Below are 26,007 nucleotides of genomic sequence, written 5' to 3'. Positions count from 1 at the left end.
TCAGCGAACCTCGTCGGCGGTGGATTCGGGTTTGCGGCCGGTGTAGGCCGAGAAGACCCCGAGGCTCGCATGCCGGCGCACGTCGCTGAAGCCGGCGGCGCCCAGGGCCTGCATGACGCGCTCGGGCGGGATGCAGGCCTCGATCGTGTCCCAGTAATAGCGCCACAGCTCCGAGGTGTCGCTGCGGCGGCCGACCACGCGGGCGATCAGCGGCACCACGGCGCGCATGTAGCCCTTGAGCAGCGCGGTGGCGATGCGGCCTTCGGGCTTGGTGATCTCGAGCACCACCACGCGCCCGCCCGGGCGCAACACGCGATGGAATTCGGAAAAGGCGGCGGCCACGTCGCTGATGTGGCGCATGGCGTAGCCCATGCTCACGAAATCGCAGCTGGCGTCGGGGCGGGGCAGGGCCTCGGCGACGCCTTGAATGAGTTCGACGCCGGGCAGCCGGACCTGGCCCATCATGCCCACGCTGGGGTCGACGCCGGTGAGCTTGCCGGTGGAGCCGATGAGCTTCAGGGCTTCGCGGGCGACGAGCCCGGTGCCGATGCCCACGTCGAGCACCTGGGCGCCCGCCGTGAGGCCGGCCTGCTTCAGTGCGTCACGGCGGTACGAGGGACCGGTGCCGAAGGCCAGCACGGCTTCGATGCGGTCGTAGTCCGCGGCCGTGCTGTCGAAGATGCGCCGCAGGAACGCCTGGTGCTCCGCTTCGGTGTTGTAGTACAGCGGCAGCGGGGCGTGCGGCGGCAGGGCGTCGGGATTTCCCGTACCGGCAATGGGCGATGGCGTCATCGAACAATTATCACCAAAAGGTCCGGGCCGAAATCCCGGGCGCCGGGGGAGCGTTGTGTGCGCCGGACAGTAAACTCCACACTTGCTTTGAAAACACACGACAGCGAGAGAGAAAGCCATGGCCGGACATAGCAAGTGGGCAAATATTCAGCACCGCAAGGGCCGCCAGGACGAGAAACGGGGCAAGCTCTGGACCCGCGCCATCCGTGAAATCACGGTGGCGGCACGCGCCGGCGGCGCAGACCTCAGCGCCAACCCCCGGCTGCGGCTGGCGGTCGAAAAGGCCAAGGCGGTCAACCTGCCCATCGACACCGTCAAGCGCAACATCGACAAGGCCACGGGCAACCTCGAAGGCGTCAATTACGAAGAAATTCGTTACGAAGGGTACGGCATCGGCGGCGCGGCGATCATCGTCGACACCATGACCGACAACCGCGTGCGCACCGTGGCCGAAGTGCGCCACGCCTTCTCCAAGCACGGCGGCAACATGGGCACCGAAGGCTCGGTGGCCTTCCAATTCAAGCACTGCGGCCAGATCATCTTTGCGCCCGGCACCAGCGAGGACAAGGTCATGGAAGTGGCCCTCGAAGCCGGCGCCGAGGACGTGATCACCGACGACGACGGCGCCATCGAGGTGCTCACCGCCATCGGCGACTTCGAGGCCGTGAAAAACGCGCTCGAAGCCGCGGGCCTGAAGCCCGACGCCGCCGAAATCACGATGCGCGCCGAGAACACCGTGGACGTGACCGGCGAAGACGCCGCCAGGATGCAGAAGCTCCTCGACGTGCTCGAGGACCTGGACGATGTGCAGGACGTGTATCACAACGCCGCACTGTCCGACTGAGCGAATGAATGATGGATCCACAGCGACAAACGAAAGCCCGCGAATGAAGGTACTGGTGATTGGAGGAGGGGGCCGCGAGCACGCACTGGCGTGGCGGCTGGCGCAGGGCAACCGGGTCAGCCGCGTCTACGTGGCGCCCGGCAACGGCGGCACCGTGAGCGACGAACGCTACGACTGCATCGACATCACCGAGCCCGCCGCGCTGCGCGAGTGGGCGATGGCCGAGAAAATCGCGCTGACCGTGGTCGGCCCCGAGGGGCCGCTGGCGGCCGGCGTGGTGGACGAGTTCCGCGCGCACGGCCTGCGCATCTTCGGCCCGACGCAGGCGGCTGCGCAGCTCGAAAGCTCCAAGGCCTTCTCGAAGGCCTTCATGAAGCGCCACAAGATCCCGACGGCCGAATACGAGGCCTTCACCGACGCCGCCGCGGCCCATGCGTACATCGACGCCAAGGGCGCACCGATCGTCGTCAAGGCCGACGGCCTGGCCGCCGGCAAGGGCGTGGTGGTTGCCATGACGGCGCAGGAAGCCCACGAAGCCGTCGACTTCATGCTGGTCGACAACAAGTTCGGCGTGTCGCACAACGAAGGCGGCGCACGCGTCGTCATCGAAGAATTTTTGCAAGGCGAAGAAGCCAGCTTCATCGTGATGTGCGACGGCAAGAACGTTGCCGCGCTCGCCACCAGCCAGGACCACAAGCGCCTGCTCGATGGCGACGAAGGCCCGAACACCGGCGGCATGGGCGCGTACTCGCCCGCGCCCGTGGTCACGGCCGAGGTGCATGCGCGCGCCATGCGCGAGATCATCCTGCCGACCATCCGCGGCATGGAAAAGGACGGCATTCCGTTCACCGGCTTCCTCTATGCCGGCCTGATGATCGACGCGGCCGGCCAGCCCAAGACGCTCGAATTCAACTGCCGCATGGGCGACCCCGAGACGCAGCCGATCATGATGCGCCTCAAGTCCGACCTGTTCGAGGTGTTCTGGCACGCCACCGACGGCACGCTCGACCAGGTCGAGCTGCAATGGGACCGCCGCGTGGCACTGGGCGTGGTGATGGCCGCGCACGGCTACCCGCTGTCGCCGCGCAAGGGCGACCGCATCAGCGGCATCCCAGCCGAGGCACCCGATGCCGTGGTGTTCCACGCGGGCACCACGCTGGAGAACGGTGAGCTCAAGACCAGCGGCGGCCGCGTGCTCTGCGTGACCGTGCTGGCCGACAGCGTCAAGCAGGCGCAGCAGCGCGCCTACGAGGTCGCGGCGCGCGTGCAGTTCGACGGCGCGCAGTACCGCAAGGACATCGGCTACCGCGCCGTCAACGCGCGCAACACGCCCCACGCCTGATGCCAGCCACCCAGCCGAAGGCGGTCGGCGACTACCTGCGCGGACTGCAGCAATCGATCATCTCCGCGGTCGAGGCGGCGGACGGCGGCAGCGCGGTGCGCGACGCCTGGCAGAAAGAGCCCGGCGAGCCGCTGCAGGGCAGCGGCCTGACCTGCATCCTCGAAGGCGGTGCGCTGTTCGAACGCGCTGGCGTCGGCTTCTCGCAGGTGCGCGGCGCCAAGCTGCCGCCCTCGGCCACGCAGAACCGCCCCGAGCTCTCGGGCGCACCGTTCGAGGCCATGGGCGTGTCGCTGGTGTTCCACCCGCGCAACCCCTACGTGCCGATCGTGCACATGAACGTGCGCATGCTGGCCGCGCAGCCCGCGGGCGGCGGCGAGCCCGTGTGCTGGTTCGGCGGCGGCATGGACCTCACGCCGTGCTACGGCTTCGAAGAAGATGCGGTGCACTTCCACACTGTGTGCCGCGACGCGCTCGCACCCTTCGGCGCCGACAAGTACCCGCGCTTCAAGACCTGGTGCGACGAGTATTTCTTTTTGAAGCACCGCAACGAGCAGCGCGGCATCGGCGGCATCTTCTTCGACGACTTCGCCGAGGGCGGCATCGAGAACGGCTTTGCGCTGATCCGCTCGGTCGGCGATGCCTTCCTGCAGGCCTACCTGCCGATCGTCGAGCGCCGCCGCAGCATGCCGTACGGCGAGCGCGAACGCGAGTTCCAGCTGTACCGGCGCGGGCGCTATGTCGAGTTCAACCTCGTGTGGGACCGCGGCACGCACTTCGGCCTGCAGTCGGGCGGACGCACCGAATCGATCCTGCTGTCGATGCCGCCGCTCGCGAGCTGGGCCTACCGGCAACAGCCCGAAGCGGGCAGCCCCGAAGCCGCGCTGTACAGCGACTTCATCGTGCGCCGGGACTGGGTGTGAGCCCCACCGGTTCCGCTTTGCGCATCGGCGTCTTCGGCGGGGCCTTCGACCCGCCGCACAACGCGCACGTCGCCCTGGCTGAAGCTGCATTGGCACAACTCGATCTGACGGAGTTGCACGTCATTCCCACGGGGCAGGCCTGGCACAAGAGCCGCACGCTCACGCCGAAGGAAGATCGCCTGGCGATGGCGCGGCTGGCCTTCGGCAACCTGCAAGGCAAGGTCGTCATCGACAGCCGCGAGGTGTTGCGCGACGGCCCGACCTACACGCTCGACACGCTGCATGAATTGCAGAAAGAGCAGCCCGGCGCACAGCTCGTGCTGGTGATGGGCGCGGACCAGGCGGCGGCCTTGCCGACCTGGCACGGCTGGCAGGATATACTCGGCATTGCTATCGTTTCTGTAGCGTATCGCGCACTATCGACGGGTGACGTCACTCGTTTTGATCCGAAACAGCTGCCCGGCCTCCCGGCTGGCGCGCGTTTCGAGGCGCTTGAACTGCCTGCCGCCATGGACACCAGCGCCACCGATATCCGGCGGCGTGTGGCGTCGGGTGTGGACATTTCCTCGCTGGTTCCGCCCACGGTTGCACGCTATATTGACCAACACCACCTCTACCGCTCTGCCTGATGACCACTGAAGCCGCCGCCAAAAAAGACATCCAAAAACTCCAGCGAGCCATCATCGATGGTCTCGAAGACGTCAAGGCGCAGGACATCCAGGTATTCGACACGGAGCACCTCTCGCCGCTGTTCGAGCGCGTGATCGTGGCGTCGGGCACCTCCAACCGCCAGACCAAGGCGCTCGCGTCGAGCGTGCGCGACGCCGTGCGTGAAGCCGGCTTTGCCAAGCCGCGCACCGAGGGCGAGGAAAACGGCGAGTGGATCATCGTGGACTGCGGCGCGGCCGTGGCGCACATCATGCAACCCGCCATCCGCCAGTACTACCACCTCGAAGAGATCTGGGGCGACAAGCCGGTGCGCGCCAAGCTCGGTGCCACCAAGCCCGCGCTGGCCACCGCCTCGTCCGTCGTCAAGGGCGCCGAAGAGAAGAAGACGGCCGCCGCCAAGACGCCGAGCCTGCGCCGTTCGAGCGCCGCCAAGACCGCGATCCGCGCGGCCGAGCAGGAAGCCAAGGCCGCCAAGGCCCCGGCGAAGAAGGCCGCATCGAAGACCGCAGGCAAGACCGCCGCCAAGAAGGCCCCCGCGAAGAAGTCCGCCACGGGCACCGCGCGCGTGCCGGTGAAGGTGGTCGGCAAGCCGGCCGCCAAGAAGACCGCTGCGAAGAAGGCGCCGGCCAAGAAGGCGCCAGCCCGCCGCGCATGAAGCTGCTGGTGGTCGCCGTCGGGCAGCGCATGCCCGACTGGGCGCAGACTGCCTGGGACGACTACGCCAAGCGCTTCCCGCCCGAGCTCAAGCTCGAGCTGCGCGCTGTCAAGACCGAGCCGCGAGGTTCCAAGACACTCGAGACGCTGTATGCCGCCGAGCGCGAGCGCATCGAGGGCGCCATCGCCCGCGGCATGCGCATCGTCGTGCTCGACGAGCGCGGCACTGCGCTCACCACCAAGGCGCTGGCTGCACGGCTGCAGACCTGGCAGGGCGAGGGCGACGACGTGGCGCTGGTCATCGGCGGCCCCGACGGGCTCGACCCGGCCTTCAAGGCCGCGGCGCACGAACGCATCCGCCTGTCCGACCTGACCCTGCCGCATGCCATGGCGCGCGTGCTGCTGGTCGAACAGCTCTACCGGGCGTGGTCGGTCAACGCGGGCCATCCGTACCACCGGGAATGACCACAGGGCCGGCGGTGGGGCCCACCTCGGAGACCTGAACTTGCCTGACTTCATCTACCTCGCGTCGCAAAGCCCGCGCCGCGCCCAATTGCTCGGCCAGCTCGGCGTGCGCCACGAACTGCTGCTGGCCGGTGCCGACGAAGACGCCGAGGCGCTCGAGGCCTTGCTGCCGAACGAGTCGCCCACCGCGTACGTGCAGCGCGTGACTGCCCTCAAGCTCGATGCCGCCGTCGCGCGCCGCAAGCGCCTTGGCCTGGCCGACGCGCCCGTGCTGTGCGCCGACACCACCGTCGCGCTCGGCCGCAGCATCCTCGGCAAGCCCGAGGACGCGCGCGATGCCGAGCGCATGCTCGCGCACCTGTCCGGCGCCACGCACCGCGTGCTCACGGCGGTCGCGTTGCAGAACGGCCGTCGACGCCATGCGGCGCTCAGCGTGTCGCGCGTGCGCTTCGCCGCGCTCACGAAGAAGCAGGTTGCGGCCTACGCCGCCAGCGGCGAGCCGCTCGGCAAGGCCGGCGCCTATGCCATTCAAGGCGCGGCGGCTGCGTTCGTCGAGCACATCAGCGGCTCCTATTCGGGCATCATGGGACTCCCCATGTTCGAGACCGCGCAGCTGCTTCGAAGCGTCGGTTTCAATACTTAAGACATCCATGCAAGACATCCTGATCAACTGGTCTCCGCAGGAGACCCGTGTGGCGCTGGTCGAGCACGGCGCGGTGCAAGAGCTGCACGTCGAGCGCACGCTCGAGCGCGGGCTGGTCGGCAACATCTACCTGGGCAAGGTTTCGCGCGTGCTGCCGGGCATGCAGTCGGCCTTCATCGACATCGGCCTGGAACGCACCGCCTTCCTGCACGTGGCCGACATCGTCTCGCCGTTCACGCCGGGCTCGCGCCCGAGCGCCACGCCGCCCGAACGCGACCACCGCAACGGCGGACCGATGGTGCCCATCGAGAAGCAGGTGTTCGAGGGCCAGTCGCTGCTGGTGCAGGTCATCAAGGACCCGATCGGCACCAAGGGCGCGCGGCTGTCCACGCAGATCAGCATCGCGGGCCGGCTGCTGGTGTTCCTGCCGCAGGACAACCACATCGGCGTGTCGCAGAAGATCCCGCCCGACCAGCGCGAGTCGCTGCGCAACCGCATGCTGGCGCTCATCGAGGCGGCCGCGGCCGCTGAGAGCGGCGGCGTGGTGCCGGTGAACACGGGCGGCTTCATCCTGCGCACCAACGGTGAAGACGCCGCTGACGCCGAACTGGCCGAAGACATCGCCTACCTGCGCAAGACCTGGACCCGCATCCGCGAGGCCTCGAGCCGGATGCCGGCCATGTCGCTGCTGCACCAGGACCTGAGCCTGCTGCAGCGCGTGCTGCGCGACATGACGAGCGAAGACACGCAGACCATCCGCATCGACTCGCGCGAGCAGTTCGAGGTGCTGCTGAAGTTCGGCCTTGAATTCATGCCGCAGGCGGCCGGCAAGCTGCAGCACTACAAGGGCGAGCGGCCGATCTTCGACCTGTACTCGGTGGACGAGGAAATCGCGAAGGCACTGGGCCGGCGCGTCGACCTGAAGTCGGGCGGTTACCTCGTGGTCGACCAGACCGAAGCGCTGACCACCGTCGACGTGAACACCGGCGGCTTTGTCGGTGCGCGCAATTTCGACGACACCATCTTCAAGACCAACCTCGAGGCCGCGCAGGCCATTGCGCGGCAGCTGCGCCTGCGCAACCTGGGCGGAATCATCATCGTCGACTTCATCGACATGGCGCGCGACGACCATCGCGAGCAGGTGCTGGCCGAGTTCCGCAAGCAGCTCGCACGCGACCGCGTGAAGACCACGGCCGGCGGTTTCTCGCAGCTCGGCCTGGTCGAGATGACGCGCAAGCGCACGCGCGAATCGCTGGCCCACATGCTGTGCGAGCCCTGCGTGGCCTGCGGCGGGCAGGGCATCGTGAAGACCGCGCGCAGCGTGGCCTACGACGTGATGCGCGAGATCCTGCGCGAGGCGCGGCAGTTCACGCCGCGCGAGTTCCGCATCGTCTCGTCACCGCAGGTCATCGAGCTGTTCCTCGACGAAGAGAGCCAGCACCTCGCCGGGTTGAGCGACTTCATCGGCAAGCCGATCTCGCTGCAGTCGGAGCCGGCGATCGGGCAGGGACAGTACGACATCGTGCTGCTCTGACGACAGGAGCGCGCGGCCCGTTGCAACGACGGGTCAGCGCTTCGATTCCTGGCCTTGCCGCATCCAGATGCTGGCCAGTGCAGCGGCCACCAGCATGCCGGCGATCAGCAGCAGCCCGTTCTTCGTGCTGCCCGTGCTCTGCTCGATCCAGCCCATCACCGACGGGCCGATGAAGCCGCCCACGAGGCCGCAGGTGTTCACGAGCGCCAGCCCGCCTGCCAGTGCCACGCCGGCCAGCCGTGACGACGCGAACAGGAAGATCACGGACTGCACCACGAAGAACATCGAGCCCGTGAGGCAGAAGCCGGCCAGCGCAATGGCCGGGCTTGCGAAGGCTGCGATCAGCAGGCCCACCGCCATCGAGACCAACCCGACCAGCAGCAGTAGCCGGCCGCGCTGCGGCGTGACCGCGAGCCGCGGCAGCGCGATGGCGCCGACGGCGGCGGCCACCCAGGGCAGCGAGTTGAGCGCGCCGATTTCCAGCGGCGAGAGTTTGCCGTAGGTGCCGATGATGCTCGGCAGGAAGAAGATCACCGTGTAGATGCTGATCTGGTGGCAGAAGTAGACAAAGATCGCTAGCCAGATCTGCCGGTCGACCAGGCAGGCGCGGAACGACTCACCGACCTGGCCGTTGGCCACGTCTTCGGCGCGTTCGGCGGCGAGCTGGCGTTCGATGGCCTGCGCCTGCGGGCGCGTGAGCCAGCTGGCGCTGGAGGGGCCGTCAGGCAGCTTGCGCCAGACCACGAAGGCCAGCGCCACGGCGGGCAGGCCTTCGAGCACGAACATCCATTGCCAGCCGTGCCAGCCCCACAGGCCGTCCATCTGCAGCAGCGCGCCGCCGACCGGGCCGCTGAGGATGTTCGCGATGCACACGCCGAGCAGGAAGTAGCCCGTGGCGCGTGCGCGGTCCTTGCGGCCGAACCAGTAGTTCAGGTACAGCATCACACCCGGAAACAGGCCGGCTTCCGCCGCGCCGAGCAGGATGCGCATCACGTAGAACGAGGTCTCGCCCGTGACGAAGGCCATGCCGGCCGACAGCAGGCCCCAGGTGATCATGATGCGGGCGATCCACCAGCGCGCGCCCACGCGGTGCATCACGAGGTTGCTGGGCACTTCGAGCAGCGCGTAGCTCAGGAAGAACAGCCCGGCGCCCAGCCCGTAGGCGGCCGCCGAGATGCCGATGTCCACGGCCATGTGGCTCTTGGCCAGTGCGATGTTGGTGCGGTCGATGAAGCTGATCACATAGGCCAGCACCAGCAGCGGCATGAGCTTGCGGAAGATCAGCGCATTGAGCGAGGCCTGTTCGTCGACGGCCTGGCGGGCGCGCAGGCCCGGCGGCGTGGCGGGGATGGATGGGTGTTGCATGGGATGTCTCTCTCCTGTCCTGTCGTGTTCTGGCGGAAGGTCGTCGGCAGGCGCCGGCGGGCGTGCAGATGCGGCCCGGTCATGGGCCGGGCCGAGTCGGGTCAGTGGTTCTGGCGCGGGGCTAGAAGTCGACGTGTGCCGCGCCCTTGAGCCCGAGGATCTCGCGGGCTTCGGCGGGTGTTGCGATGTCGATGTTCAGGGCCTCCAGCACGGCGCGGATGCGCAGCACCTGTTCGGCGCTTGACGCGGCGAGCCGGCCCGGGCCGATCCACAGCGAGTCTTCTAGCCCGACGCGCACGTGCGCGCCCATGGCCGCGCCGATGGTGGCCAGCGGCAGCTGGTTGCGGCCGGTGCCGAGGATCGACCACTCGAAGCGGTCGCCGAACAGCCGCGCGGCGGTGCGTCGCATGTGCATCAGGTCCTCGGGATCGGCACCGATGCCGCCCAGGATGCCGAAGACCGTCTGCACGAAGACCGGCGCCTGCACCAGCCCGCGGTCCAGGAAGTGCCGCAGGTTGTTGAGGTGGCTCACGTCGTAGCACTCGAACTCGAAGCGCGTGCCGTTGGCGTTGCCGAGCTTGAGGATGTTCTCGATGTCGGCGAAGGTGTTCTTGAAGATCAGGTTGCGGCTGTTCTCCAGGTGCTCGCGCTCCCATTCATGCGCGAAGGACTTGAAGCGCTCCAGCATCGGAAAGAGGCCGAAGTTCATCGAGCCCATGTTGAGCGAGGCGAGCTCGGGCTTGAAGGTGGTGGCCGGGCGCATGCGCTCTTCGACGCTCATGTGCGGGCTGCCGCCGGTCGTGATGTTGATCACCGCATCGGTTGCAGCCTTGATCTTCGAGAGGAAGGGGCGGAACAGGTCCGGGTCCTGCGACGGGCGGCCGTCCTTCGGGTCGCGCGCATGCAAGTGCAGGATCGCGGCGCCGGCGCGGGCGGCTTCGATCGAAGCTTGCGCAATCTCGTCGGCCGTCACGGGAAGGTGCGGCGACATGCTGGGCGTGTGGATGGCGCCCGTGGGAGCGCAGGTGATGATGGCTTTGGGGCGTTGGGCCATGAGGTGTCCGGAAAGAAGAAGAGGGAAAGAAAGGGCGTGCGAGCGGATCAGCTCAGTGCTTGCGTGTGGCCGTCCACCACGAGCTCCTGGCCCGTGACGCTGGCGGCCAGGTCGCTCGCGGCGAACAGCACCATGTTGGCGATGTCCGCGGCCGTCACCATGCGGCCCAGTGCGGCCTGCGCGGTGTAGGCACGCGTCACTTCGTCGAGCGGCTTGCCCAGCGCCTCGGCCTTGGCGGCGATCACCGCGCGGATGCGCGGACCGTCGACCGCGCCTGGCAGGATCGCGTTGACGCGGATGCCGTCGGCCCCGAGCTCGAGTGCCAGCGTTTTCGTGAAGCCGATGACGGCCCACTTCGAGGCGGAGTAGGGCGAGCGCCCCGGCATGCCCAGGTGCCCGGCGGCCGAGGACAGGTTGATGATGGCGGGCAGGCGGCCCTTGCGCAGGCGCGGCACGGCCAGTCGCACGCAGAGGAACTGGCCGGTGACGTTGACGGCCATCGTGCGTTCCCAGTCGGCGAGCGAGACGGTCTCGACCGGGCCGGTGGGGCCGGCCACGCCGGCGTTGTTCACCAGCACGTCGAGGCCACCGAGTTCGCGGTCGACGGCCTCGAAGAGGCGGGCCACGTCGTCCTCGTTGGACACGTCGGCAACGCAGCGGCCCACCTCGGGCAGTTCACGCGCGAGCTGGTCGAGGCTGGCAGCCTGCACATCGCAGACGAAGACCCTGGCGCCCGCCGCGGCGAAGCTGCGCACGATGTCCAGGCCGATGCCGTTGGCACCGGCGGTGACGAGCACGCGCCGGCCGGCGAGGGAGTTGTTGTTCCACATGCTGAAGAGATCCTTGAGGTCGATTTCGGAATGATGGGGATCGTATATCTGTGATCACAGATAATTCATAGGGAATACCCCGGCCATATACTTCGACGCATGAGCCTCACCGATCTCGTCACCCCCCTGAAGCGCCAGACGCTCAGCGCCAACGTCTACGACCAGTTGCGCGACCTCGTGATGAGCGGGCAGATGATGCCGGGCGAGCAGATTTCATTGCGCAGCGCGGCCGAGGCGCTGGGCGTGAGCGTGATGCCGGTGCGCGAGGCGATGCAGCGCCTGGTGGCCGAGCAGGCGCTCGAACTCACGCCCAGCCGCACCTTGCGCGTGCCCCGGATGACGGCGGCGCAGTTCAAGGAAATCACCACCATCCGCACCAACCTCGAAGGCCTGGCCACGGAGCTGGCGGCCTCGGCGTCGGGCGCGGTGGCGCTGCGCGACATCACGCGCTGGCACGACGAGTTCGCGGCCGAGATGGATGCGGCCAGCCCGGACGGCTCGAAGCTCGTCACCTTCAACAAGGAGTTCCACTTCGCGGTCTACGCCGCCGCCGACATGCCGGTGTTGCTGCAGATGATCGAGGCGCTGTGGCTGCGCATCGGCCCCATCCTCAACTACGACCTGCGGGCCGGCTCGCGCCGCGTGGGGGACAAGGTGGCGATGTCGCACCATGCGGCGCTGCTGGCCGCGCTGAAGCGCCGCGATGGTGCCAAGGCCCGTGCCGCGCTGCAGGGCGACATCGAAAGCGCGGCGGAGTTCATCCTGTCGACGGGCGTGCTCGTGTCCGATGGCACGCTGCCGCCGCAGAACGCCGCACCAGCGGCGAAGAAGGCGCGCAGCGCGGCGGGCACCGCGCGCTGACGGTCAGAGCGTCGGGTCCTGCCCCGGCGCCGCGCTGCGCACCGCCAGCGTCTGCAGCCGCGCATAGAGTCCGTCGCGCGCCATGAGCTGTTCGTGGCTGCCTTGCTCGGCGATGCGGCCTTGCTCCATCACGATGATGCGGTCGGCGTGCTGGATGGTCGACAGGCGGTGCGCCACGATCAGCGTGGTGCGGCCTTGCATCAGGCGCTGCAGGGCGTCCTGCACCAGCCGTTCCGATTCGGTGTCCAGCGCCGATGTGGCTTCGTCGAGCAGCAGCACGGGCGCGTTCTTGTACAGCGCGCGGGCAATCGCCAGCCGCTGGCGCTGGCCGCCCGACAGCTGCGTGGCGTTGTGGCCCAGCACAGTGTCGATGCCCTGCGGCAGGGTTTCGACGTGCGTGCTCAGGTTGGCCGCCTCGAGGCAGGACTGCACGCGCGCGATGTCGATGTCGCCGCCCAGCGCCACGTTGGCGGCGAGTGTGTCGTTGAGCATCACCACGTCCTGGCTCACCATCGCGAACTGGGCGCGCAGGCTCTTGAGCTGCCACTCGCTGGTGTCGTGGCCGTCGAGCAGCACCTGGCCGCCGCTGGGCTGCACGAAACGCGGCAGCAGGTTGACCAGCGTGGTCTTGCCCGAGCCCGAGGGGCCGACGAAGGCCACCACCTGGCCTGGCTCGATGACGAGGTTCACGCCGTCGAGCGCGCGTTGTTCGTCGTCGCCGCGGTAGCTGACCTGCACGTTGCGCAGCTCGATGTGGCCTTGGGCGTGCGCGATGCTGAAGGCGCCCTGCGATTCGGGCGCGACCTCGTCGATGAGGATCAAGCCGCGCTCCAGCGCTGCGAGGCCGCGCGTGATCGGCCCGGCCACTTCTGCGAGGCGGCGGATCGGCGCGATCAGCATCAGCATGGCCGTGATGTAGGCGACGAAGCCGCCCACCGTGAAGCCCTGCTTGCCGCTTTGCCACAGCGCGATCATCACCACCACCGACAGCGCCAGCGAAGCCATCATCTGCGTCAGCGGCGTGGTGGCGGCCTGGGCGATGGTCGATTTCACGGCCAGGCGGTTCAGGCGCTGGCTCAGTTGTTCGAAGCGGCGCTCCTGCGCCTGCTCGGCGCCGTGCAGGCGTACCACGCGGTGGGCCAGCACGTTTTCCTCGACCACGTAGGCCAGCTCGTCGGTGGCTTGCTGGCCTTGCTGCGTGAGCTTGTACAGGCGCTTGGAGAACACCTTCATGATCCAGGAGATGCTGGGCACCAGGAAGGCGACGATGAGCGTGAGCTTCCAGTTCAGGTAGACCAGGTAGCCCAGCAGCGCGATGAGCGTGAAGCCGTCGCGCGACAGCCCGAGCAGCGCCTGCACCAGCAGCATGGCGCCGGTCTGCACCTCGTACACCACCGTGTTCGACAGCGCGCTGGCCGACTGCCGCGCGAACAGCGCCAGCTCGGCGCCGAGCAGTCGCTCGAACAGCACGCGGCGCAGCTTCTGCATGCCTTCGTTGGCGATGCGCGAGAGCGCGTACTGCGAAATGAATTGGGCGATGCCGCGCACCGCGAACAGCAGCAGCACGGCGGCCGGAATGAACCACAGCGGCATCTCGCCGCGCGTGAAGCCCCGGTCGAGCAGCGGCTTGAGCAGGGCGGCCATGAGCGGCTCGGTGAGTGCGGCCAGCAGGGCGCCGATCAGCCCCACGGCCCACCATTGGCGCGAACTGCCGAACCAGGTCATGAGTCGCGCCAGCCGGCGCATGAGGGGAGGGCGGGCGCTCTCGCTGCCGGGGGATGCTTGCATATGGCGGCGGATTTTACGGGGCCGCTCCGACCGCCTTTTTGAGGGGCTGTAGGACCATTTCGCCGGATAAACGTTTTGTGACGGCGGGTTCAACCCAGTGTGTAACATGTGGCCCGTGAAACGCCGGGGAGAAACTTTTTACCCGGAAACCTCTCCGAACCGCATGAACAAGCCGTTGCCAGATCTTTCCCCAACTCCTTCTTCATCGTTGATTGCACGCCGCAGCCTCATCGCGGCCCTTGCTGCCTCTCCCATGCTTCCCGCCATGGCCCAGTTCCGGGTCGAGGTGTCGGGCGTGGGGCTGACGCAGTTGCCGATCGCGCTCGTGCCTTTCCGGGGGCAGGACGCCTCCCCCCAGAAGATTTCCGACATCGTCCAGGCCGACCTCGAACGCAGCGGCCAGTTCCGCGGCGTCGATGCCTCGGGCCAGGCGCTGGACGAGTCCTCGCGCCCCGACCTCGCCCTGTGGCGCCAGCGCACCGCTGACTCGCTCGTGGTGGGCAGCGTCAGCCGGCTGGGCGACGGCCGCTATGACGTGCGCTTTCGCCTGTGGGACGTCGTGAAAGACCGCGACCTCGGCGGCCAGAGCTACACCGTGCCGCAGGGCGACCTGCGCCTGGCGGCCCACCGCATCGCCGACTACGTGTACGAGAAGCTGACCGGCGAGAAGGGCATCTTCTCGACCCGCATCGCCTACGTCACCAAGGGTGGCAGCCGCTATTCGCTGTGGGTGGCCGATGCCGACGGCGAGAACGCGCAGGCTGCGCTCGCCAGCCCCGAGCCGATCATCTCGCCCTGCTGGTCGTCCAACGGCCAGCAGTTGGCGTATGTGTCCTTCGAGTCGCGCAAGCCCGTGGTCTACGTGCACAACGTGGCCAGCGGCCAGCGCCGGCTGCTCGCCAACTTCAAGGGCTCCAACAGCGCCCCGGCTTGGGCACCCGACGGCGGCTCGCTGGCCGTCACGCTCAGCCGCGATGGCGGCTCGCAGCTGTACACCATCCCGGCCAGCGGCGGCGAACCGCGCCGCCTGACCCAGAGCTCGAGCATCGACACCGAGCCCGTGTACTCGGCCGACGGCAGCACGATCTACTTCGTGAGCGACCGCGGCGGCGCGCCCCAGATCTACAAGATGAGCGCCAGCGGTGGCAACCCGACGCGGGTCACCTTCAGCGGCACCTACAACATTTCTCCATCTGTCAGCGGCGATGGCCGGTGGTTGGCCTACATCTCGCGGGTCGGCGGTGCGTTCAAACTCCACGTGATGGAGTTGGCCAGCGGCAATGTCGCCGCGATCACCGACACCACGGCCGACGAGAGCCCGAGCTTCGCACCCAACAGCAAGCTGATCGTCTATGCCACGCACCTGCAGGGCCGCGAGGCGCTCATGACGACCACGCTGGACGGAAAGATCAAGGCCCGCCTCGCGGGTCAGGCGGGAGACATCCGTGAACCGGACTGGGGTCCGTTTCAGAAGCAATAAGCATTGACCAGATAAATTTACTTGAGGAGTTCGCAAATGTTGAAACGTACGATCTATTCGCTCGCCATCGTGGCGCTCATCGCCGGTTGCTCGTCGGGCACCAAGCTCAACGAAACGCCGGTCACCGACCGCAGCGGCACGGCCGGCGGCCAGCAAGGCGGCGCAACCGCCGTGGCCCCGGTGACCATCGACCCGAACGCCAACACGGCGCAAGGTCCGGTCGGCGTGGCACGCATCGTGTACTTCGACTACGACAGCTACACGGTCAAGCCCGAGTTCCAGTCGGTGATCGACGGCCACGCGCGCTTCCTCAAGGGCGCCACGCAACGTCGCATCTCGATCGAAGGCCACACCGACGAGCGCGGCGGCCGCGAGTACAACCTGGCCCTCGGCCAGAAGCGTTCCGAAGCCGTGCGCCGCGCGCTCACGCTGCTGGGCGTGAACGACAGCCAGATCGAAGCCGTGAGCTTCGGCAAGGAAAAGCCCGCGGCCCAAGGCTCGGGTGAAGAAGTGTGGGCGCAGAACCGCCGCGCTGAAATCCGCTACACCCGGTGATGCAACCACGTGCCCTGTGGCGAGGCGCGGCCCTCGCCGCCGCCTTGTTCTGCGCGTCGGCCGGCTCGCAGGCGGCGCTGTTCGAGGACGACGAGGCGCGCCGCGCCATCCTCGACCTGCGCCAGCGCGTCGAAGCCATGCGCCAGCAGACCGACCAGCGTCTGGCCGACGAAAACGGCCAGCTGCGTCGCAGCCTGCTCGACCTGCAAAGCCAGATCGAGCAGATGCGCGGCGAACTGGCACGCATGACCGGCCAGAACGAACAGCTCACGCGCACGCTGAGCGAAATGCAGTCGCGCCAGACCACCATCGACGACAAGCTCAAGCAGAACGAGCCTTCCAAGGTCTCGATCGACGGGCGCGAGTTCAATGCCGATCCGAAGGAAAAGGCCGACTTCGAAGCCGCCCTGGGCGTCTTCCGCTCGGGCCAGTTCGCACAGGCCCAGACCGCCTTCGCCGAGTTCGTGAAGCGCTACCCGCAAAGCGGCTACAACGCGTCCGCGCTGTTCTGGCTCGGCAATGCGCAGTACGCCACGCGCAACTACAACGAAGCCATCGCCAATTTCCGCTCGATGCTCTCGCTCGCGCCCGACCATGCCAAGGCGCCCGAAGCCGTGCTGTCGATCGCGAACTGCCAGATCGAACTGAAGGACACGCGCGCCGCACGCCGCACGCTGGAAGACCTGACCAAGGCCTACCCGCAGTCGGAAGCCGCACAGGCGGGCCGCGAGCGTCTGTCGCGCCTGCGTTGACGCAATGACCGTTTCGACGGAGTATTCCGCTTGAGAGTGCTTCGATGACGCCTTCGGCTGAAGAAGCCTCGTCCCTCCCCATGGCCGCCGCGGATGTCCTCACCGACACCGCGGCGCCTGACTTTGCGCGCCGCTTCGGCGGCCTCGAGCGCCTGTACGGCGTGGCCGGTGCCGCGCGCATCCGTCACGCGCATGTGCTCGTCGTCGGCATCGGCGGCGTGGGCTCGTGGGCGGTGGAGGCGCTGGCGCGCAGCGGGGTGGGGCGACTGACGCTCATCGACCTCGACCACGTGTCGGAGTCGAACATCAACCGCCAGATCCACGCGCTCGACTCGACCGTCGGGCAGGCCAAGGTCGAGGCCATGCGCGAGCGCATCGCGCAGATCAACCCCGACTGCCAGGTGCTCGCCATCGACGAGTTCGTCGAGCCCGACAACTGGGCGTCGCTGCTCGAGACCGCGCAGGCCGCCCACGGGCCGGTCCATGCCGTCATCGACGCCTGCGACCAGGTGAAGGCCAAGCTCGCCATGGCCGCCTGGGCGCGCACCGTGTCGCGCAGCACCGCGTTCATCACGGTCGGTGCGGCGGGTGGCAAGCGGCAGGCGCACAAGGTCGACATCGACGACCTGTCGCTCGTCACCCACGACCCGTTGCTGGCCCAGCTTCGCCAGCGGCTGCGCAAACTGCACGGCGCGCCGCGCGAAGGTCGCAAGATCGGCCTGGCCTGCGTGTTCAGCCGCGAGAGCGTGGCACCGCCCGATGCGTCCTGCCAGATCGACGCGGGCGACGGTTCGCTCAACTGCCACGGCTACGGATCGGTGGTCAGCGTGACCGCCACCTTCGGTCAATGTGCGGCAGGGTGGGTGCTTGACGAAATTGCGAGAAACACCACGCTATAATCCAAGGCTTTGCTGGATTCAACGTCGGCAAGAAGCAAGAAAAATGGTTCCGGGACGTTAGCTCAGTTGGTAGAGCAGCGGACTTTTAATCCGTTGGTCACTGGTTCGAATCCAGTACGTCCTACCACCGAGCCATGCGAAACATGAAAAGCCAGCTGTCAACCTGACAGCTGGCTTTTTTCTTGGGTCCGACGCCAGGCAGGCGGTCAGGACGCCGGCTGTTGCCTGAGCCGCTTGAGCAGTTCGCGCCCCACACCGATCGCCGACGCCGGGTTCTGCCCGGTGATGAGTTCGCGGTCCATCACCACGTTCGGCGTGAACGGCGCCTGGTTGCTGCTGTAGGCACCGCCGGCTTGCTGCAGCGCGGTCTGCGGATAGAACTTCATCGTGCCGCCCTGCAGCGCCGCCTTCGCAAGCTCCTCTTCCTGGTTGCTGATCACGGTCATGCGGTAGCCGGCGTAGATCCAGTCGGGGCGTTGCTCGACCGTGCCGCCCGCTGCGAGCCGGTTCGTGAAGCCCTGTGCGTCGGGCAAGGTCGAGAGCAGTGCGATCGGGCCGTGGCACACGAGGGCCGTGGTCTTGTGGCGTGCATGAAAGTCCGCGAGCAGCCGGCCCAGCGCGGGGCTGGTCAGCAGGTCCTGCATGGGCGCATGGCCGCCCGGCACATAGACGGCGTCGAAGCGGGCGTAGCCGATCTGCGCCACGCGCGACAGGCTGATCACCGGCGAGTCCGTGCGCGAGGTGAGCTTCAGTTTGTCGAGCAGCGCCTTGTGCCGCTTGAGGGCGGCTTCGTCGCCATCGAAATACATCTTGTCGACCGACGACGCGTCCACGGTGGGCGCGTTGCCCAGCGGCGTGGCGAAGGTCAACTGGTGACCGGCGTCGAGCAGCAGCTTTACAGGCTGCATCAGCTCGTTCAGATAGAAGCCGGTGGCGAAGACCTTGCCGTCCTTCAGGTCGAGGTGGTCGGCATCCGACAGCACGACCAGCACGTTGGCGGCCTGCGCGCCGAGCGCGGCCATGCCGAGGGCCGCGACGGCGGCGAGTTTGTGGAGAGCGTTCATGGAAGTTCTTTCCTTTCAGTTCTGGCGCAGCAGCAGCTCGCGCATCGCCGCGCCGACACCCGCGGCCGACTGCGGGTTCTGCCCCGTGACGAGCCGGCCGTCGACCACGACCTGCGCCGTCCAGTCGGGCGCCGGGTGGTGGTGCGCACCGCGTTGCACGAGCGTGGTGGCGAGCAGGAAGGGCACGGTCTGCGCGAGGCCGACGGCGCGTTCTTCGTCGTCGGTGAAGGCGCTGAGGTTCTTGCCCGCGACCAGGTAGGCGCCGTTGCCCAGCGTCACGTTGACCAGCGCTGCGGGGCCGTGGCACACCGCGCCCACCACGCCGCCCGCTTCGTAGACCTCGCGGGTCACGCGCGCCGCGTCGGGGCTGGTCGGAAAGTCCCACATCGCGCCGTGTCCGCCGGCAAAGAAGATCGCGCTGTACTTCGAGACGTCGACATCGCCCAGGCGCTGCGTGTGGCGCAGGGCCTCGCGAAAGCCGCTGTCGTTCCAGTAGCGCGCATTGACCGCATCGCCGAGGTCCAGGCCATCGACCGGCGGTTCGCCGCCCTGGATGGACGCGAGTTCGAATGCAATGCCGGCCGCCTCGAGCTCGGCCAGCGGGTGGGTCAGTTCGCCGAGGTAGAAGCCCGTCGGCTCACCGCCGGTGGCGCCCTTGGTGCCATGGCTGGTGAGCACCATCAGGACGGGGCGGATCGACGGGGCGGTGGTGGTGGAAGTCATCTGTAGCTCCTGGAGAAAAGGTGAAGAGGCAGGGCCCTGCGGCCCTCGAGATCGAATGTATTGATTGCCTCTTCGGCGATAAACTGGCCAATCGGGAAAACATTTGTTCTTCAGGAGACAAGATGAGCCGCCGATTCGATCACCTCGGGGATGTGGAAACCTTCGTCACCGTGGTCGAGAAGGGCTCGATGACGGCCGGTGCCGTGGCGCTGGCGACGACGCCCTCGGTGCTCAGCCGCGCGATCACGCGCCTGGAGGCGCGGCTGGGCGTGCAGCTGCTGCGCCGCACGACGCGGCGCCTGAGCCTCACCGAGCAGGGGCGGCTGTACCTGGAGCAGTCGCGTGCGGCCTTCGCGCTCATCGACGATGCCGAGCGCGCGATGCAGGGGCAGGGCGACGAGCTCACCGGCAGCGTGCGCCTGAGCGTGCCCACCACCTACGCCCATCACCGGCTGCCGGCGCTGTTGCAGCCTTTCTGCACCCGCCACCCGCAGGTGCGCGTGGAGCTGAACATCACCAACCGCAACGTCGACCTCGTGGCCGAGGGCTACGACCTCGCGATCCGCATGGGTCCGTTGCCCGACAGCGGCCTGGTCGGGCGCAAGCTCGAGGACGCGCCGATGTGCCTGCTGGCCGCGCCGGACTACATCGCGCGCGCAGGCGTGCCGGCGCGCATCGGCGACCTCGCGCAGCACGCCTGCCTGCCTTTCGTGATGCCCAGCACCGGCCGCGTGGCGCCGTGGATTCTTCAGGAGGACGGGCGCGACGTGGACTGGACGCCGCACGGCAGCCTCCAGGTGTCGGACGATGTGCTGGGCGTGGTTGCGCTCGCGCTGAGCGGGCTCGGGATCTGCCAGACCTACGACTTCATCGCGCGCCCGCTGTTCGTGCAGGGCCGCGCGGTGGAGGTGCTGGCGCCGGCGTGCGGGCGTTCGCGGCCGGTGTCGGTGATTTATGCGCCGCACCGGCGGCTGTCGTCCGCCTCGCGCGCCCTGATCGATGCGTTGGCCGGCGCGCCGGCCTGACGCGGTGCGCGGGGCTCAGCGGTCGAACGCGGCCTGCAGCTCGGCCTTGCCAGTGACGCCGCGGTGCAGCTGGAGCATGAGCAGCAGGCGTGCCTTCTGCGGGCTCAGGTCGCCGGCCATCACCGCGCCGGCCTCGTCGCTGGTCTTGCCGCCACCCACGAAGCCGTAGACCGGGCGCGTGCGGCCGTTGTGCACGCGCGTGGAGACGACCACCGGCACGCCCTTGGACAGCGCGTACTTGAGCGCCTCGAACATCGAGACGTTCATGTTGCCCATGCCCACCGCCTGCACCACGATGCCCTTGGCGCCCTGGTCGACGGCGTAGCGCATGAGCGAGCCGTCGGCGCCGCCGAACATGGCGACGATTTCCACGCGCGGCATCTCTGCGCTGCCGATGTCGATGTGCTGGCGCCGCAGCGGCGAGCGGGTGAAGACGACCTTGTCGTCCCACACCTCGCCCAGGAAGCCGAAGTCGCCCGAATTGAAGGTCTCGACGTTGGCGGTGTGCGTCTTGGTGACGTTGCGTGCCGCGTTGATCTGGTTGTTCATTGCCAGCATCACGCCCTTGCCGCGCGCCTCGGGCGTGGTGGCGATGCGGATGGCGTTGAGCAGGTTGCGCGGGCCGTCGAAGTCGGGCGACGAGGCATTGCGCTGCGCACCGATGAGGATCACCGGCTTGTCGGACTTGACGGTCAGGTCCAGCCAGTAGGCCGTTTCTTCCATGGTGTCGGTGCCGTGCGCAATGACCACGCCGGCCACCTCGGGGCGCGCGAGCGCATCGTCGACGGCCTTGGTCAGGCGCGTCCACCATTTCGCCTCGATGTAGTTGGACGACATGGCCGAGAAGTTGTTGACCTCGATGGTCGCGTACTTGCCGGCATCGGGCACCGTCTGCATCAGGTCGTCGCCCGAGATCGCGGGCACCACGCCCTTGGTGACGGGGTCGATCTTCATCGCGATGGTGCCGCCCGTGGCGATGAACTGCACGACGGGTCGCGCCTGCGTCTGTGCCTGCGCCGACGTGGCCACGGCTGCCAGGCCGATCGTCGCAAGTGCGAGTGTCCTCTTCAGAGTCTTCATGGGTTTCCTTGGCGGTGTGAGGGTGCGCGCCGATGCTACGCGACGGCTGCGCCACACCGTGGACGCCAAGGAAGATGTGCCCCATCGGGCACGCAGGCAGGGCTACGCCGGGGCGTGCCAGTCTTGCGTGGTCTGCGGCGAGAGGTTCACGGCGCCTTCGTTGCAGGGCTGAACCTCCAGGGGATCGCACGGGCTGCTGATCTGGCGCCCGTCGAACTTGATGCGGATGTGCGAATTGCTCGCGCCGGCGACGGTGCCGAGCCGGCCGCCGCAGATGACGCGGGCTCCTCTTTCGAAGCTGACGCCGTAGCGTTCGCGGATGTCCCTGAGACTCATGTGATTCCCTTTGTTCCCTGTGCTGACAGTGAACGAATCGTCTCTTGGGCCTGCGTGGTACTGCGTAGGTCGCATTCCGTTACACCGTGTAGGAAAGAAGAGGGGTTGACGGAAGGCGGACGCCTCGGGGCCACTGGCGCGCAGAAATGAAAAAGCCCTCGCGAGGAGGGCTTTTGTCGGAATGTGGTCGTGAACTCTTACGCGGTCCACGCTACGGCAAAGATTCGTTTGCGGAAGTCATTGTTGTTTTTCTCGTCGCTATGACTTCGACGCGCTGGTATGAGATTCAGCTTGCCTGGCCAGGCAAATGCCCGATCGTTTCGGGCAACCGCGAATTATATACCAGAAAGAATCGACCCCATCAAAAGCCGCCGCCCGGCGCGCAGCGGTGCAGGCAAAAAAACAGCCCGCACGAGGGCGGGCTGGAAGGTGACTTGCTGGAGGAGGGAGGATCAGAGGTGCAAGCCACCGGGAGAAACCTCACTGTGCCCGGCGAATCTGTACGCAACCTGACCTCGCGAAAAGAGGCCCTTTGGGCCTTCAGTCTTCGTCTTCCCACTTGCCGATGACGGTGCCCAGCACGGTGAAGGGCACGCGCACGGCCTCGTGCGCGGGGTTCAGCGGCAGCAGCCAGCGGCGGCCCGCGTCTTCCTTGTAGACCTTGAAGGTGACTTCGCCACGGATGTCGTCGTCCAGCTTGGCGACCACGCGCTCGCCGTCGTCGGGCGTGGTGTGCTGCGGGTCGACGAAGACGATCGATCCGGCCGGGTAGCTCTTCAGGTGCCCGTGCGGCGAGGTCATGCTGTCGCCGCGCACGCGCAGCGCGTAGGTGCCGGCGCTGTGGTGCGCGATGCAGGGAATCCAGCGTTCGGCCAGCGTGGGCCGGGGCGGCGATTCGGCGCCGCGCCATTCGCCGGCCTGCTCCCACGAGATCAGCGGCACGGTGCCGGGCGTCTGCGGCGCGAAGGCCGGGCCGACGGGCGCGATGCGGGTGACGCGGTAGGGGCCGGGCGGCTCGTGGGCGTTGTCGCGTGCCAAGCGTATCTGCACCTCGTCCCACGGGGCGGGGCCGTCGCCGGTGTCGAGCCAGTTGGGGTCGGCGCGGTAGGCGCGTGCCAGGGCGAGCACGCTCATCGACCGGCTGGTGTCGCCACGCTCGATCTTCGAGATGCTCGACTGCTTGACGCCCGAAGCGGCCTCGGCCTGCTTCTGCGTCATCTTGGCGAATTTGCGTGCGGCCAGGGCACGTGAAGCAATAGTCTCCATGGGGTGGAGATTCAAGCGCAGATGAATATTCGTATTGGACTCTAAAATAGGAAAAAAAGGGAGGATCGATATGAAGCCACGCGAATTGGTGCAGGCGCTGCGGGCGCTCGGATTGACGCAAAAGCAGATCCAGGAACGCACGGGCATTCCGCAGCCCACGGTCAGCAAGATCGGGCTGGGGCGGGTGAGCGACGTGATGTCGCGCCACTACGTCGCGCTGCTGGCCGCCTACGAGCAGCGCATGAAGGAAGAGGCGCTGCGGCCGGCCCCGCACTACGGGCCGCCGCCAGCCGGCGACTGAGCCGGCCACTGAGCCGGAAGTGGCCGGATCAGGCCGGCTTGAGCCGTTCGGCGGGCTCGGGCGGCGTCAGGGCCAGCGTGGTGCTCACGCGCACGCAGTCCTTGATGTGCTGTTCGCCCAGCGCGCGCAGCGCGGCATAGCCGAGCGCGGCCGACACGACCTGCCCGGCGATGGGCACGTACTTGGTGGCCTGCTTGGCGGTGAGGCGGATGCCGGCGTGCCGGGCCAGCTTCATGAGCAGCTCGCGCGTGACGAGCCGCCCCACGAGCAAGGCGCCCAGCGTGGTCGCGGCCTTCTGGATGCGCTCGCGCTGGTGCGGCGCGAGCTTTTCGACCTGGGTGACCGAGAGGCCGAACTCGGCGCTGATCTGCGGCACCAGGCGCGACAGCAGCGCCGCGTCGGCCATCCAGTCGACGCCGGGCAGCGGCACGGCGCTGGCGGCGGCGGCCATGAGGGCCTTGCGGCCGATCAGGCGCCGGCTGCGGTGGATGGCCGCGATGAGTTTTTCATCGCCCCGGGCGAGTTCGATCGAAGAAGGCATGCAGCGTGGCTCCTTGGCGGGTTCCCTGAGCGTGCCATGCTACCCGGCCCGCGCCGGTGGAAGCCGGCCGGGCCGTGCGGGCGCAAGGGGTTATGCCGCCAGCGCTTCGAGCTGGTCGGACAGCGCCAGCCAGCGCTCTTCGAGCTGCGCGATCTCGTCGTTGAGCGCCTTCAGCCTCTTGCCGGCATCGGCGATCTCGGCGGGCGGCAGCGGTTCGGCCAGCCGGGCTTCGAGCGTGCTGCGCTCGGTGCTGGCCGCGGCCATGCGCTCGTCGATCTTCGCGATCTCCTTCTTCAGCGGTTTGGCCTGCTCGCTGCGCTGCTGGCGCTCCTGGGCGTCCTGCTTGCGCTGCTCGGGGGTGTTGCTGCTCTTCACTGGCGCTGCAGCAGCAGCGGCGGCCGCAGCAGCCGCCGCCACGGCGTCCGCTTCGCGCACGGCCACCTTGGCCTCTTCGCGCAGGCGCTTGGATTCGTCGAGCAGGTAGCGCTGGTAGTCGTCCAGGTCGCCGTCGAAGTCGGCAACGACACCGCGGCCCACGAGCCAGAACTCGTCGCACACCGAGCGCAGCAGCGCACGGTCGTGGCTCACCAGCATCAGCGTGCCTTCGAACTCGTTGAGCGCCACGGCCAGGGCCTCGCGGGTGGCCAGGTCCAGGTGGTTGGTGGGCTCGTCCAGCAGCAGCAGGTTGGGACGCTGCCAGACCATCATCGCGAGCACGAGGCGGGCCTTTTCGCCGCCGCTCATGGTGCCCACGGGCTGCTTGACCATGTCGCCGCTGAAGTTGAAGCTGCCCAGGAAGCCGCGCAGGGCCTGCTCGCCGGTGGCTTCCTTGGCATTGCTGCCCAGTTCGCGCGCCATGCGCACCATGTGCTCCAGCGGGTTGTCCTGCGGGCGCAGCACGTCGAGTTCCTGCTGCGCGAAGTAGCCGATGTTCAGGCCCTTGCCTTCGGTGACCTGGCCGGCCAGCGCGCCCATTTCGCGCGCGATGGTCTTCACCAGCGTCGACTTGCCCTGGCCGTTGGCGCCCAGGATGCCGATGCGCTGGCCCGCCAGCACCGAGCGGCTCACGCCGCGCAGGATGGTCTTGGGCGCTTCGCCTTCAACCTCGTAGCCGAAGCTGGCGTTGTCGATCGAGAGCATCGGGTTCGGGATGTTGCCCGGCTCCTTGAACTCGAAGGTGAAGTCGGCCTCGGCCAGGAGCGGCGCCACTTTCTCCATGCGCTCCAGCGCCTTGACGCGGCTTTGCGCCTGCTTGGCCTTGCTGGCCTTGGCCTTGAAGCGGTCGATGAACTTCTGCAGGTGGGCGATCTTGTCCTGCTGCTTGCTGAAGGCCACCTGCTGCTGCTCCATCTGCAGCGCGCGCATGTCCTCGAACTTGCTGTAGTTGCCGCCGTAGCGCGTGAGCTGGGCGTTGGCGATGTGCAGCGTGACGTCGGTCACGGCGTCGAGAAACTCGCGGTCGTGGCTGATGACGATCATGGTGCCGGCGTACTTCTGCAGCCAGGCTTCGAGCCAGACGAGTGCGTCCAGGTCCAGGTGGTTGGTCGGTTCGTCGAGCAGCAGCAGGTCGCTCGGGCACATCAGCGCGCGGGCCAGCTGCAGGCGCATGCGCCAGCCGCCCGAGAAGCTGTTGACGGGCTCGTCGAGCTCGTGCGACTTGAAGCCCAGGCCGAGCACCAGCGCCTGCGCGCGCGGCACGGCGTCGTGCTCGCCGGCATCGGCCAGGTCGGTGTAGGCGTGGGCCAGCTCCATGCCGATGTCGGCGTCGTCGGGGTTCTCGGCGTAGGCGGCCTCGATGGCGGCCAGCGTGGCGCGCAGCTCGGTCAGGCGGGTGTCGCCGCCGACCACGAAGTCGGTGGCCGACTCCTCGGTCTCGGGCATGTCCTGCGCGACCTGGGCCATGCGCCACTGCTTGGGAATGTAGAAATCGCCGCCGTCTTCGTGCAGCGTGCCGTTGAACAGCGCGAACAGCGACGACTTGCCGGCGCCGTTGCGTCCCACCAGGCCGACCTTTTCGCCGGGGTTGAGATTGACGGTGGCGCCGTCCAGCAGTTTCTTGGCGCTGCGGCGAAGAATGACGTTTTTGAGAGTAATCATGAAATAGGAACCGTAGGGGGGATTATCCCGTCCGGCCTTCAGCGAGCCGGCGCGAAGGGGCAAAGGCGGACATCACCCGATGAAAGGGGGCACAGCCCGGAGGCTGCGTGCAAGGCGGTGAAGCGGG

27 protein-coding genes and 1 tRNA gene are annotated in these 26,007 nt (G+C 67.8%); 16 read left to right on the top strand and 12 right to left on the bottom strand.

Features of this window, described 5'->3' with window-relative positions; all coding sequences use genetic code 11:
- Positions 1–792, bottom strand: coding sequence for a class I SAM-dependent methyltransferase (locus AC07OX_RS01615; RefSeq protein WP_062470103.1), 792 nt, complete (start codon positions 790–792; stop codon positions 1–3).
- Positions 793–910: 118 nt separating this feature from the next.
- Here AC07OX_RS01615 and AC07OX_RS01610 point away from each other — a divergent pair, with 118 nt between their 5' ends.
- From AC07OX_RS01610 to rng, 8 genes are read left to right on the top strand one after another with little or no spacing between them, the layout of a single operon-like run.
- Positions 911–1,636: a YebC/PmpR family DNA-binding transcriptional regulator gene (locus AC07OX_RS01610; protein ID WP_056580425.1), complete on the top strand. Its 726-nt coding sequence runs from the start codon at positions 911–913 to the stop codon at positions 1,634–1,636.
- A gap of 43 nt (positions 1,637–1,679) precedes the next feature.
- Entirely contained in the window at positions 1,680–2,978 is a 1,299-nt protein-coding gene (gene purD, locus AC07OX_RS01605; RefSeq protein WP_062470106.1) for a phosphoribosylamine--glycine ligase, read from the top strand.
- Positions 2,978–3,898 (top strand): oxygen-dependent coproporphyrinogen oxidase, encoded by a 921-nt coding sequence (hemF, locus tag AC07OX_RS01600; protein ID WP_495262558.1) that lies wholly within the window; start codon positions 2,978–2,980, stop codon positions 3,896–3,898. The genes purD and hemF overlap by 1 nt, the downstream gene beginning before the upstream one ends.
- Positions 3,895–4,527 carry a nicotinate (nicotinamide) nucleotide adenylyltransferase gene (gene nadD / locus AC07OX_RS01595; RefSeq protein WP_095948654.1) on the top strand — a complete coding sequence of 211 codons (633 nt, stop codon included), beginning with the start codon at positions 3,895–3,897 and terminating at the stop codon, positions 4,525–4,527. The genes hemF and nadD overlap by 4 nt, the downstream gene beginning before the upstream one ends.
- Positions 4,527–5,222: a ribosome silencing factor gene (gene rsfS, locus AC07OX_RS01590; protein WP_062470113.1), complete on the top strand. Its 696-nt coding sequence runs from the start codon at positions 4,527–4,529 to the stop codon at positions 5,220–5,222. The genes nadD and rsfS overlap by 1 nt, the downstream gene beginning before the upstream one ends.
- On the top strand, positions 5,219–5,686 hold the full coding sequence (rlmH, locus tag AC07OX_RS01585) for a 23S rRNA (pseudouridine(1915)-N(3))-methyltransferase RlmH (RefSeq protein WP_070060813.1): 468 nt from the start codon (positions 5,219–5,221) through the stop codon (positions 5,684–5,686). Before rsfS ends, rlmH begins: the two co-directional genes overlap by 4 nt.
- A gap of 40 nt (positions 5,687–5,726) precedes the next feature.
- Positions 5,727–6,329, top strand: a complete 603-nt coding sequence (locus tag AC07OX_RS01580) for a Maf family protein (protein ID WP_495262557.1) — start codon at positions 5,727–5,729, stop codon at positions 6,327–6,329.
- Positions 6,330–6,336: 7 nt separating this feature from the next.
- Complete coding sequence (gene rng / locus AC07OX_RS01575) at positions 6,337–7,863, top strand: ribonuclease G (RefSeq protein WP_056580445.1); 1,527 nt, start codon at positions 6,337–6,339, stop codon at positions 7,861–7,863.
- A 33-nt stretch (positions 7,864–7,896) separates the two neighbouring features.
- Here the strand turns inward: rng and AC07OX_RS01570 are convergent, their stop codons facing one another.
- The 3 genes from AC07OX_RS01570 to AC07OX_RS01560 form a co-directional block, all read right to left on the bottom strand.
- Positions 7,897–9,228, bottom strand: coding sequence for an MFS transporter (locus tag AC07OX_RS01570; protein ID WP_159271696.1), 1,332 nt, complete (start codon positions 9,226–9,228; stop codon positions 7,897–7,899).
- A gap of 121 nt (positions 9,229–9,349) precedes the next feature.
- Positions 9,350–10,282, bottom strand: coding sequence for a 3,5-dioxohexanoate:acetyl-CoA acetone transferase (gene kce / locus AC07OX_RS01565; RefSeq protein WP_495262556.1), 933 nt, complete (start codon positions 10,280–10,282; stop codon positions 9,350–9,352).
- Positions 10,283–10,329: 47 nt separating this feature from the next.
- A complete protein-coding gene (locus AC07OX_RS01560) occupies positions 10,330–11,112 on the bottom strand; it encodes an SDR family oxidoreductase (protein ID WP_495262555.1) in 783 nt (260 codons plus the stop codon).
- A 99-nt stretch (positions 11,113–11,211) separates the two neighbouring features.
- On the opposite strand from AC07OX_RS01560, the gene AC07OX_RS01555 reads away from it, so the two are divergent.
- Complete coding sequence (locus AC07OX_RS01555; RefSeq protein WP_495262554.1) at positions 11,212–11,973, top strand: GntR family transcriptional regulator; 762 nt, start codon at positions 11,212–11,214, stop codon at positions 11,971–11,973.
- 3 nt (positions 11,974–11,976) lie between these two features.
- On the opposite strand, the gene msbA is transcribed toward AC07OX_RS01555, so the two are convergent.
- Positions 11,977–13,761, bottom strand: coding sequence for a lipid A export permease/ATP-binding protein MsbA (gene msbA, locus AC07OX_RS01550; RefSeq protein ID WP_159271700.1), 1,785 nt, complete (start codon positions 13,759–13,761; stop codon positions 11,977–11,979).
- A 163-nt stretch (positions 13,762–13,924) separates the two neighbouring features.
- On the opposite strand from msbA, the gene tolB reads away from it, so the two are divergent.
- The 5 genes from tolB (at position 13,925) to AC07OX_RS01525 (ending at position 17,574) form a co-directional block, all read left to right on the top strand.
- Positions 13,925–15,241 carry a Tol-Pal system beta propeller repeat protein TolB gene (tolB, locus tag AC07OX_RS01545; protein WP_095745431.1) on the top strand — a complete coding sequence of 439 codons (1,317 nt, stop codon included), beginning with the start codon at positions 13,925–13,927 and terminating at the stop codon, positions 15,239–15,241.
- Positions 15,242–15,277: 36 nt separating this feature from the next.
- Positions 15,278–15,796, top strand: coding sequence for a peptidoglycan-associated lipoprotein Pal (pal, locus tag AC07OX_RS01540; protein ID WP_062470142.1), 519 nt, complete (start codon positions 15,278–15,280; stop codon positions 15,794–15,796).
- The gene (gene ybgF, locus AC07OX_RS01535) at positions 15,796–16,548 is read left to right on the top strand and encodes a tol-pal system protein YbgF (protein WP_062470144.1); all 753 of its coding nucleotides are present in this window, start codon (positions 15,796–15,798) and stop codon (positions 16,546–16,548) included. The genes pal and ybgF overlap by 1 nt, the downstream gene beginning before the upstream one ends.
- 80 nt (positions 16,549–16,628) lie before the next feature.
- Positions 16,629–17,447 carry a tRNA threonylcarbamoyladenosine dehydratase gene (locus AC07OX_RS01530; protein WP_235926844.1) on the top strand — a complete coding sequence of 273 codons (819 nt, stop codon included), beginning with the start codon at positions 16,629–16,631 and terminating at the stop codon, positions 17,445–17,447.
- A 51-nt stretch (positions 17,448–17,498) separates the two neighbouring features.
- Positions 17,499–17,574 (top strand) — tRNA-Lys (locus AC07OX_RS01525).
- 79 nt (positions 17,575–17,653) lie between these two features.
- Here AC07OX_RS01525 and AC07OX_RS01520 read toward each other — a convergent pair.
- Together AC07OX_RS01520 and AC07OX_RS01515 are read right to left on the bottom strand one after the other, a co-directional pair.
- Positions 17,654–18,511 (bottom strand): type 1 glutamine amidotransferase domain-containing protein, encoded by an 858-nt coding sequence (locus AC07OX_RS01520; RefSeq protein ID WP_495262553.1) that lies wholly within the window; start codon positions 18,509–18,511, stop codon positions 17,654–17,656.
- 15 nt (positions 18,512–18,526) lie between these two features.
- The gene (locus AC07OX_RS01515) at positions 18,527–19,234 is read right to left on the bottom strand and encodes a type 1 glutamine amidotransferase domain-containing protein (protein ID WP_495262552.1); all 708 of its coding nucleotides are present in this window, start codon (positions 19,232–19,234) and stop codon (positions 18,527–18,529) included.
- 122 nt (positions 19,235–19,356) lie between these two features.
- On the opposite strand from AC07OX_RS01515, the gene AC07OX_RS01510 reads away from it, so the two are divergent.
- Positions 19,357–20,259: a LysR family transcriptional regulator gene (locus tag AC07OX_RS01510; protein ID WP_495262551.1), complete on the top strand. Its 903-nt coding sequence runs from the start codon at positions 19,357–19,359 to the stop codon at positions 20,257–20,259.
- Positions 20,260–20,274: 15 nt separating this feature from the next.
- Here the strand turns inward: AC07OX_RS01510 and AC07OX_RS01505 are convergent, their stop codons facing one another.
- The 3 genes from AC07OX_RS01505 to AC07OX_RS01495 form a co-directional block, all read right to left on the bottom strand.
- Complete coding sequence (locus tag AC07OX_RS01505) at positions 20,275–21,339, bottom strand: asparaginase (RefSeq protein WP_095948642.1); 1,065 nt, start codon at positions 21,337–21,339, stop codon at positions 20,275–20,277.
- Positions 21,340–21,441: 102 nt separating this feature from the next.
- On the bottom strand, positions 21,442–21,675 hold the full coding sequence (locus AC07OX_RS01500) for a hypothetical protein (RefSeq protein WP_095948641.1): 234 nt from the start codon (positions 21,673–21,675) through the stop codon (positions 21,442–21,444).
- A gap of 540 nt (positions 21,676–22,215) precedes the next feature.
- On the bottom strand, positions 22,216–22,941 hold the full coding sequence (locus tag AC07OX_RS01495; protein ID WP_083259139.1) for a helix-turn-helix domain-containing protein: 726 nt from the start codon (positions 22,939–22,941) through the stop codon (positions 22,216–22,218).
- 70 nt (positions 22,942–23,011) lie between these two features.
- On the opposite strand from AC07OX_RS01495, the gene AC07OX_RS01490 reads away from it, so the two are divergent.
- Positions 23,012–23,242 (top strand): helix-turn-helix domain-containing protein, encoded by a 231-nt coding sequence (locus tag AC07OX_RS01490; protein ID WP_062470169.1) that lies wholly within the window; start codon positions 23,012–23,014, stop codon positions 23,240–23,242.
- A gap of 28 nt (positions 23,243–23,270) precedes the next feature.
- Here AC07OX_RS01490 and AC07OX_RS01485 read toward each other — a convergent pair whose 3' ends face one another.
- A complete protein-coding gene (locus AC07OX_RS01485; protein WP_139701662.1) occupies positions 23,271–23,783 on the bottom strand; it encodes a hypothetical protein in 513 nt (170 codons plus the stop codon).
- Between the two features lie 90 nt (positions 23,784–23,873).
- On the bottom strand, positions 23,874–25,880 hold the full coding sequence (locus AC07OX_RS01480) for an ABC-F family ATP-binding cassette domain-containing protein (protein WP_495262550.1): 2,007 nt from the start codon (positions 25,878–25,880) through the stop codon (positions 23,874–23,876).
- Positions 25,881–26,007 lie beyond the last annotated feature (127 nt).

It is taken from the genome of Variovorax sp. GW821-FHT09D07 (assembly GCF_059416345.1).
The sequence above is the reverse complement of the archived record's forward strand: the minus strand, read 5'-3'. Positions and strand labels throughout refer to the sequence as shown.

Excerpts from the sequence above, each read along its gene's own strand:
- AC07OX_RS01485 (WP_139701662.1), bottom strand. The coding sequence starts at position 23,783 with ATGCCTTCTTCGATCGAACTCGCCCGGGGCGATGAAAAACTCATCGCG.
- purD (WP_062470106.1), top strand. The coding sequence starts at position 1,680 with ATGAAGGTACTGGTGATTGGAGGAGGGGGCCGCGAGCACGCACTGGCG.
- AC07OX_RS01570 (WP_159271696.1), bottom strand. The coding sequence starts at position 9,228 with ATGCAACACCCATCCATCCCCGCCACGCCGCCGGGCCTGCGCGCCCGC.
- AC07OX_RS01555 (WP_495262554.1), top strand. The coding sequence starts at position 11,212 with ATGAGCCTCACCGATCTCGTCACCCCCCTGAAGCGCCAGACGCTCAGC.
- AC07OX_RS01560 (WP_495262555.1), bottom strand. The coding sequence starts at position 11,112 with ATGTGGAACAACAACTCCCTCGCCGGCCGGCGCGTGCTCGTCACCGCC.
- AC07OX_RS01530 (WP_235926844.1), top strand. The coding sequence starts at position 16,629 with ATGGCCGCCGCGGATGTCCTCACCGACACCGCGGCGCCTGACTTTGCG.
- AC07OX_RS01480 (WP_495262550.1), bottom strand. The coding sequence starts at position 25,880 with ATGATTACTCTCAAAAACGTCATTCTTCGCCGCAGCGCCAAGAAACTG.
- AC07OX_RS01495 (WP_083259139.1), bottom strand. The coding sequence starts at position 22,941 with ATGGAGACTATTGCTTCACGTGCCCTGGCCGCACGCAAATTCGCCAAG.
- AC07OX_RS01490 (WP_062470169.1), top strand. The coding sequence starts at position 23,012 with ATGAAGCCACGCGAATTGGTGCAGGCGCTGCGGGCGCTCGGATTGACG.
- hemF (WP_495262558.1), top strand. The coding sequence starts at position 2,978 with ATGCCAGCCACCCAGCCGAAGGCGGTCGGCGACTACCTGCGCGGACTG.
- AC07OX_RS01520 (WP_495262553.1), bottom strand. The coding sequence starts at position 18,511 with ATGAACGCTCTCCACAAACTCGCCGCCGTCGCGGCCCTCGGCATGGCC.
- tolB (WP_095745431.1), top strand. The coding sequence starts at position 13,925 with ATGAACAAGCCGTTGCCAGATCTTTCCCCAACTCCTTCTTCATCGTTG.
- ybgF (WP_062470144.1), top strand. The coding sequence starts at position 15,796 with ATGCAACCACGTGCCCTGTGGCGAGGCGCGGCCCTCGCCGCCGCCTTG.
- kce (WP_495262556.1), bottom strand. The coding sequence starts at position 10,282 with ATGGCCCAACGCCCCAAAGCCATCATCACCTGCGCTCCCACGGGCGCC.
- rsfS (WP_062470113.1), top strand. The coding sequence starts at position 4,527 with ATGACCACTGAAGCCGCCGCCAAAAAAGACATCCAAAAACTCCAGCGA.
- AC07OX_RS01500 (WP_095948641.1), bottom strand. The coding sequence starts at position 21,675 with ATGAGTCTCAGGGACATCCGCGAACGCTACGGCGTCAGCTTCGAAAGA.
- AC07OX_RS01515 (WP_495262552.1), bottom strand. The coding sequence starts at position 19,234 with ATGACTTCCACCACCACCGCCCCGTCGATCCGCCCCGTCCTGATGGTG.
- msbA (WP_159271700.1), bottom strand. The coding sequence starts at position 13,761 with ATGCAAGCATCCCCCGGCAGCGAGAGCGCCCGCCCTCCCCTCATGCGC.
- rng (WP_056580445.1), top strand. The coding sequence starts at position 6,337 with ATGCAAGACATCCTGATCAACTGGTCTCCGCAGGAGACCCGTGTGGCG.
- AC07OX_RS01505 (WP_095948642.1), bottom strand. The coding sequence starts at position 21,339 with ATGAAGACTCTGAAGAGGACACTCGCACTTGCGACGATCGGCCTGGCA.
- rlmH (WP_070060813.1), top strand. The coding sequence starts at position 5,219 with ATGAAGCTGCTGGTGGTCGCCGTCGGGCAGCGCATGCCCGACTGGGCG.
- AC07OX_RS01610 (WP_056580425.1), top strand. The coding sequence starts at position 911 with ATGGCCGGACATAGCAAGTGGGCAAATATTCAGCACCGCAAGGGCCGC.
- AC07OX_RS01615 (WP_062470103.1), bottom strand. The coding sequence starts at position 792 with ATGACGCCATCGCCCATTGCCGGTACGGGAAATCCCGACGCCCTGCCG.
- pal (WP_062470142.1), top strand. The coding sequence starts at position 15,278 with ATGTTGAAACGTACGATCTATTCGCTCGCCATCGTGGCGCTCATCGCC.
- AC07OX_RS01510 (WP_495262551.1), top strand. The coding sequence starts at position 19,357 with ATGAGCCGCCGATTCGATCACCTCGGGGATGTGGAAACCTTCGTCACC.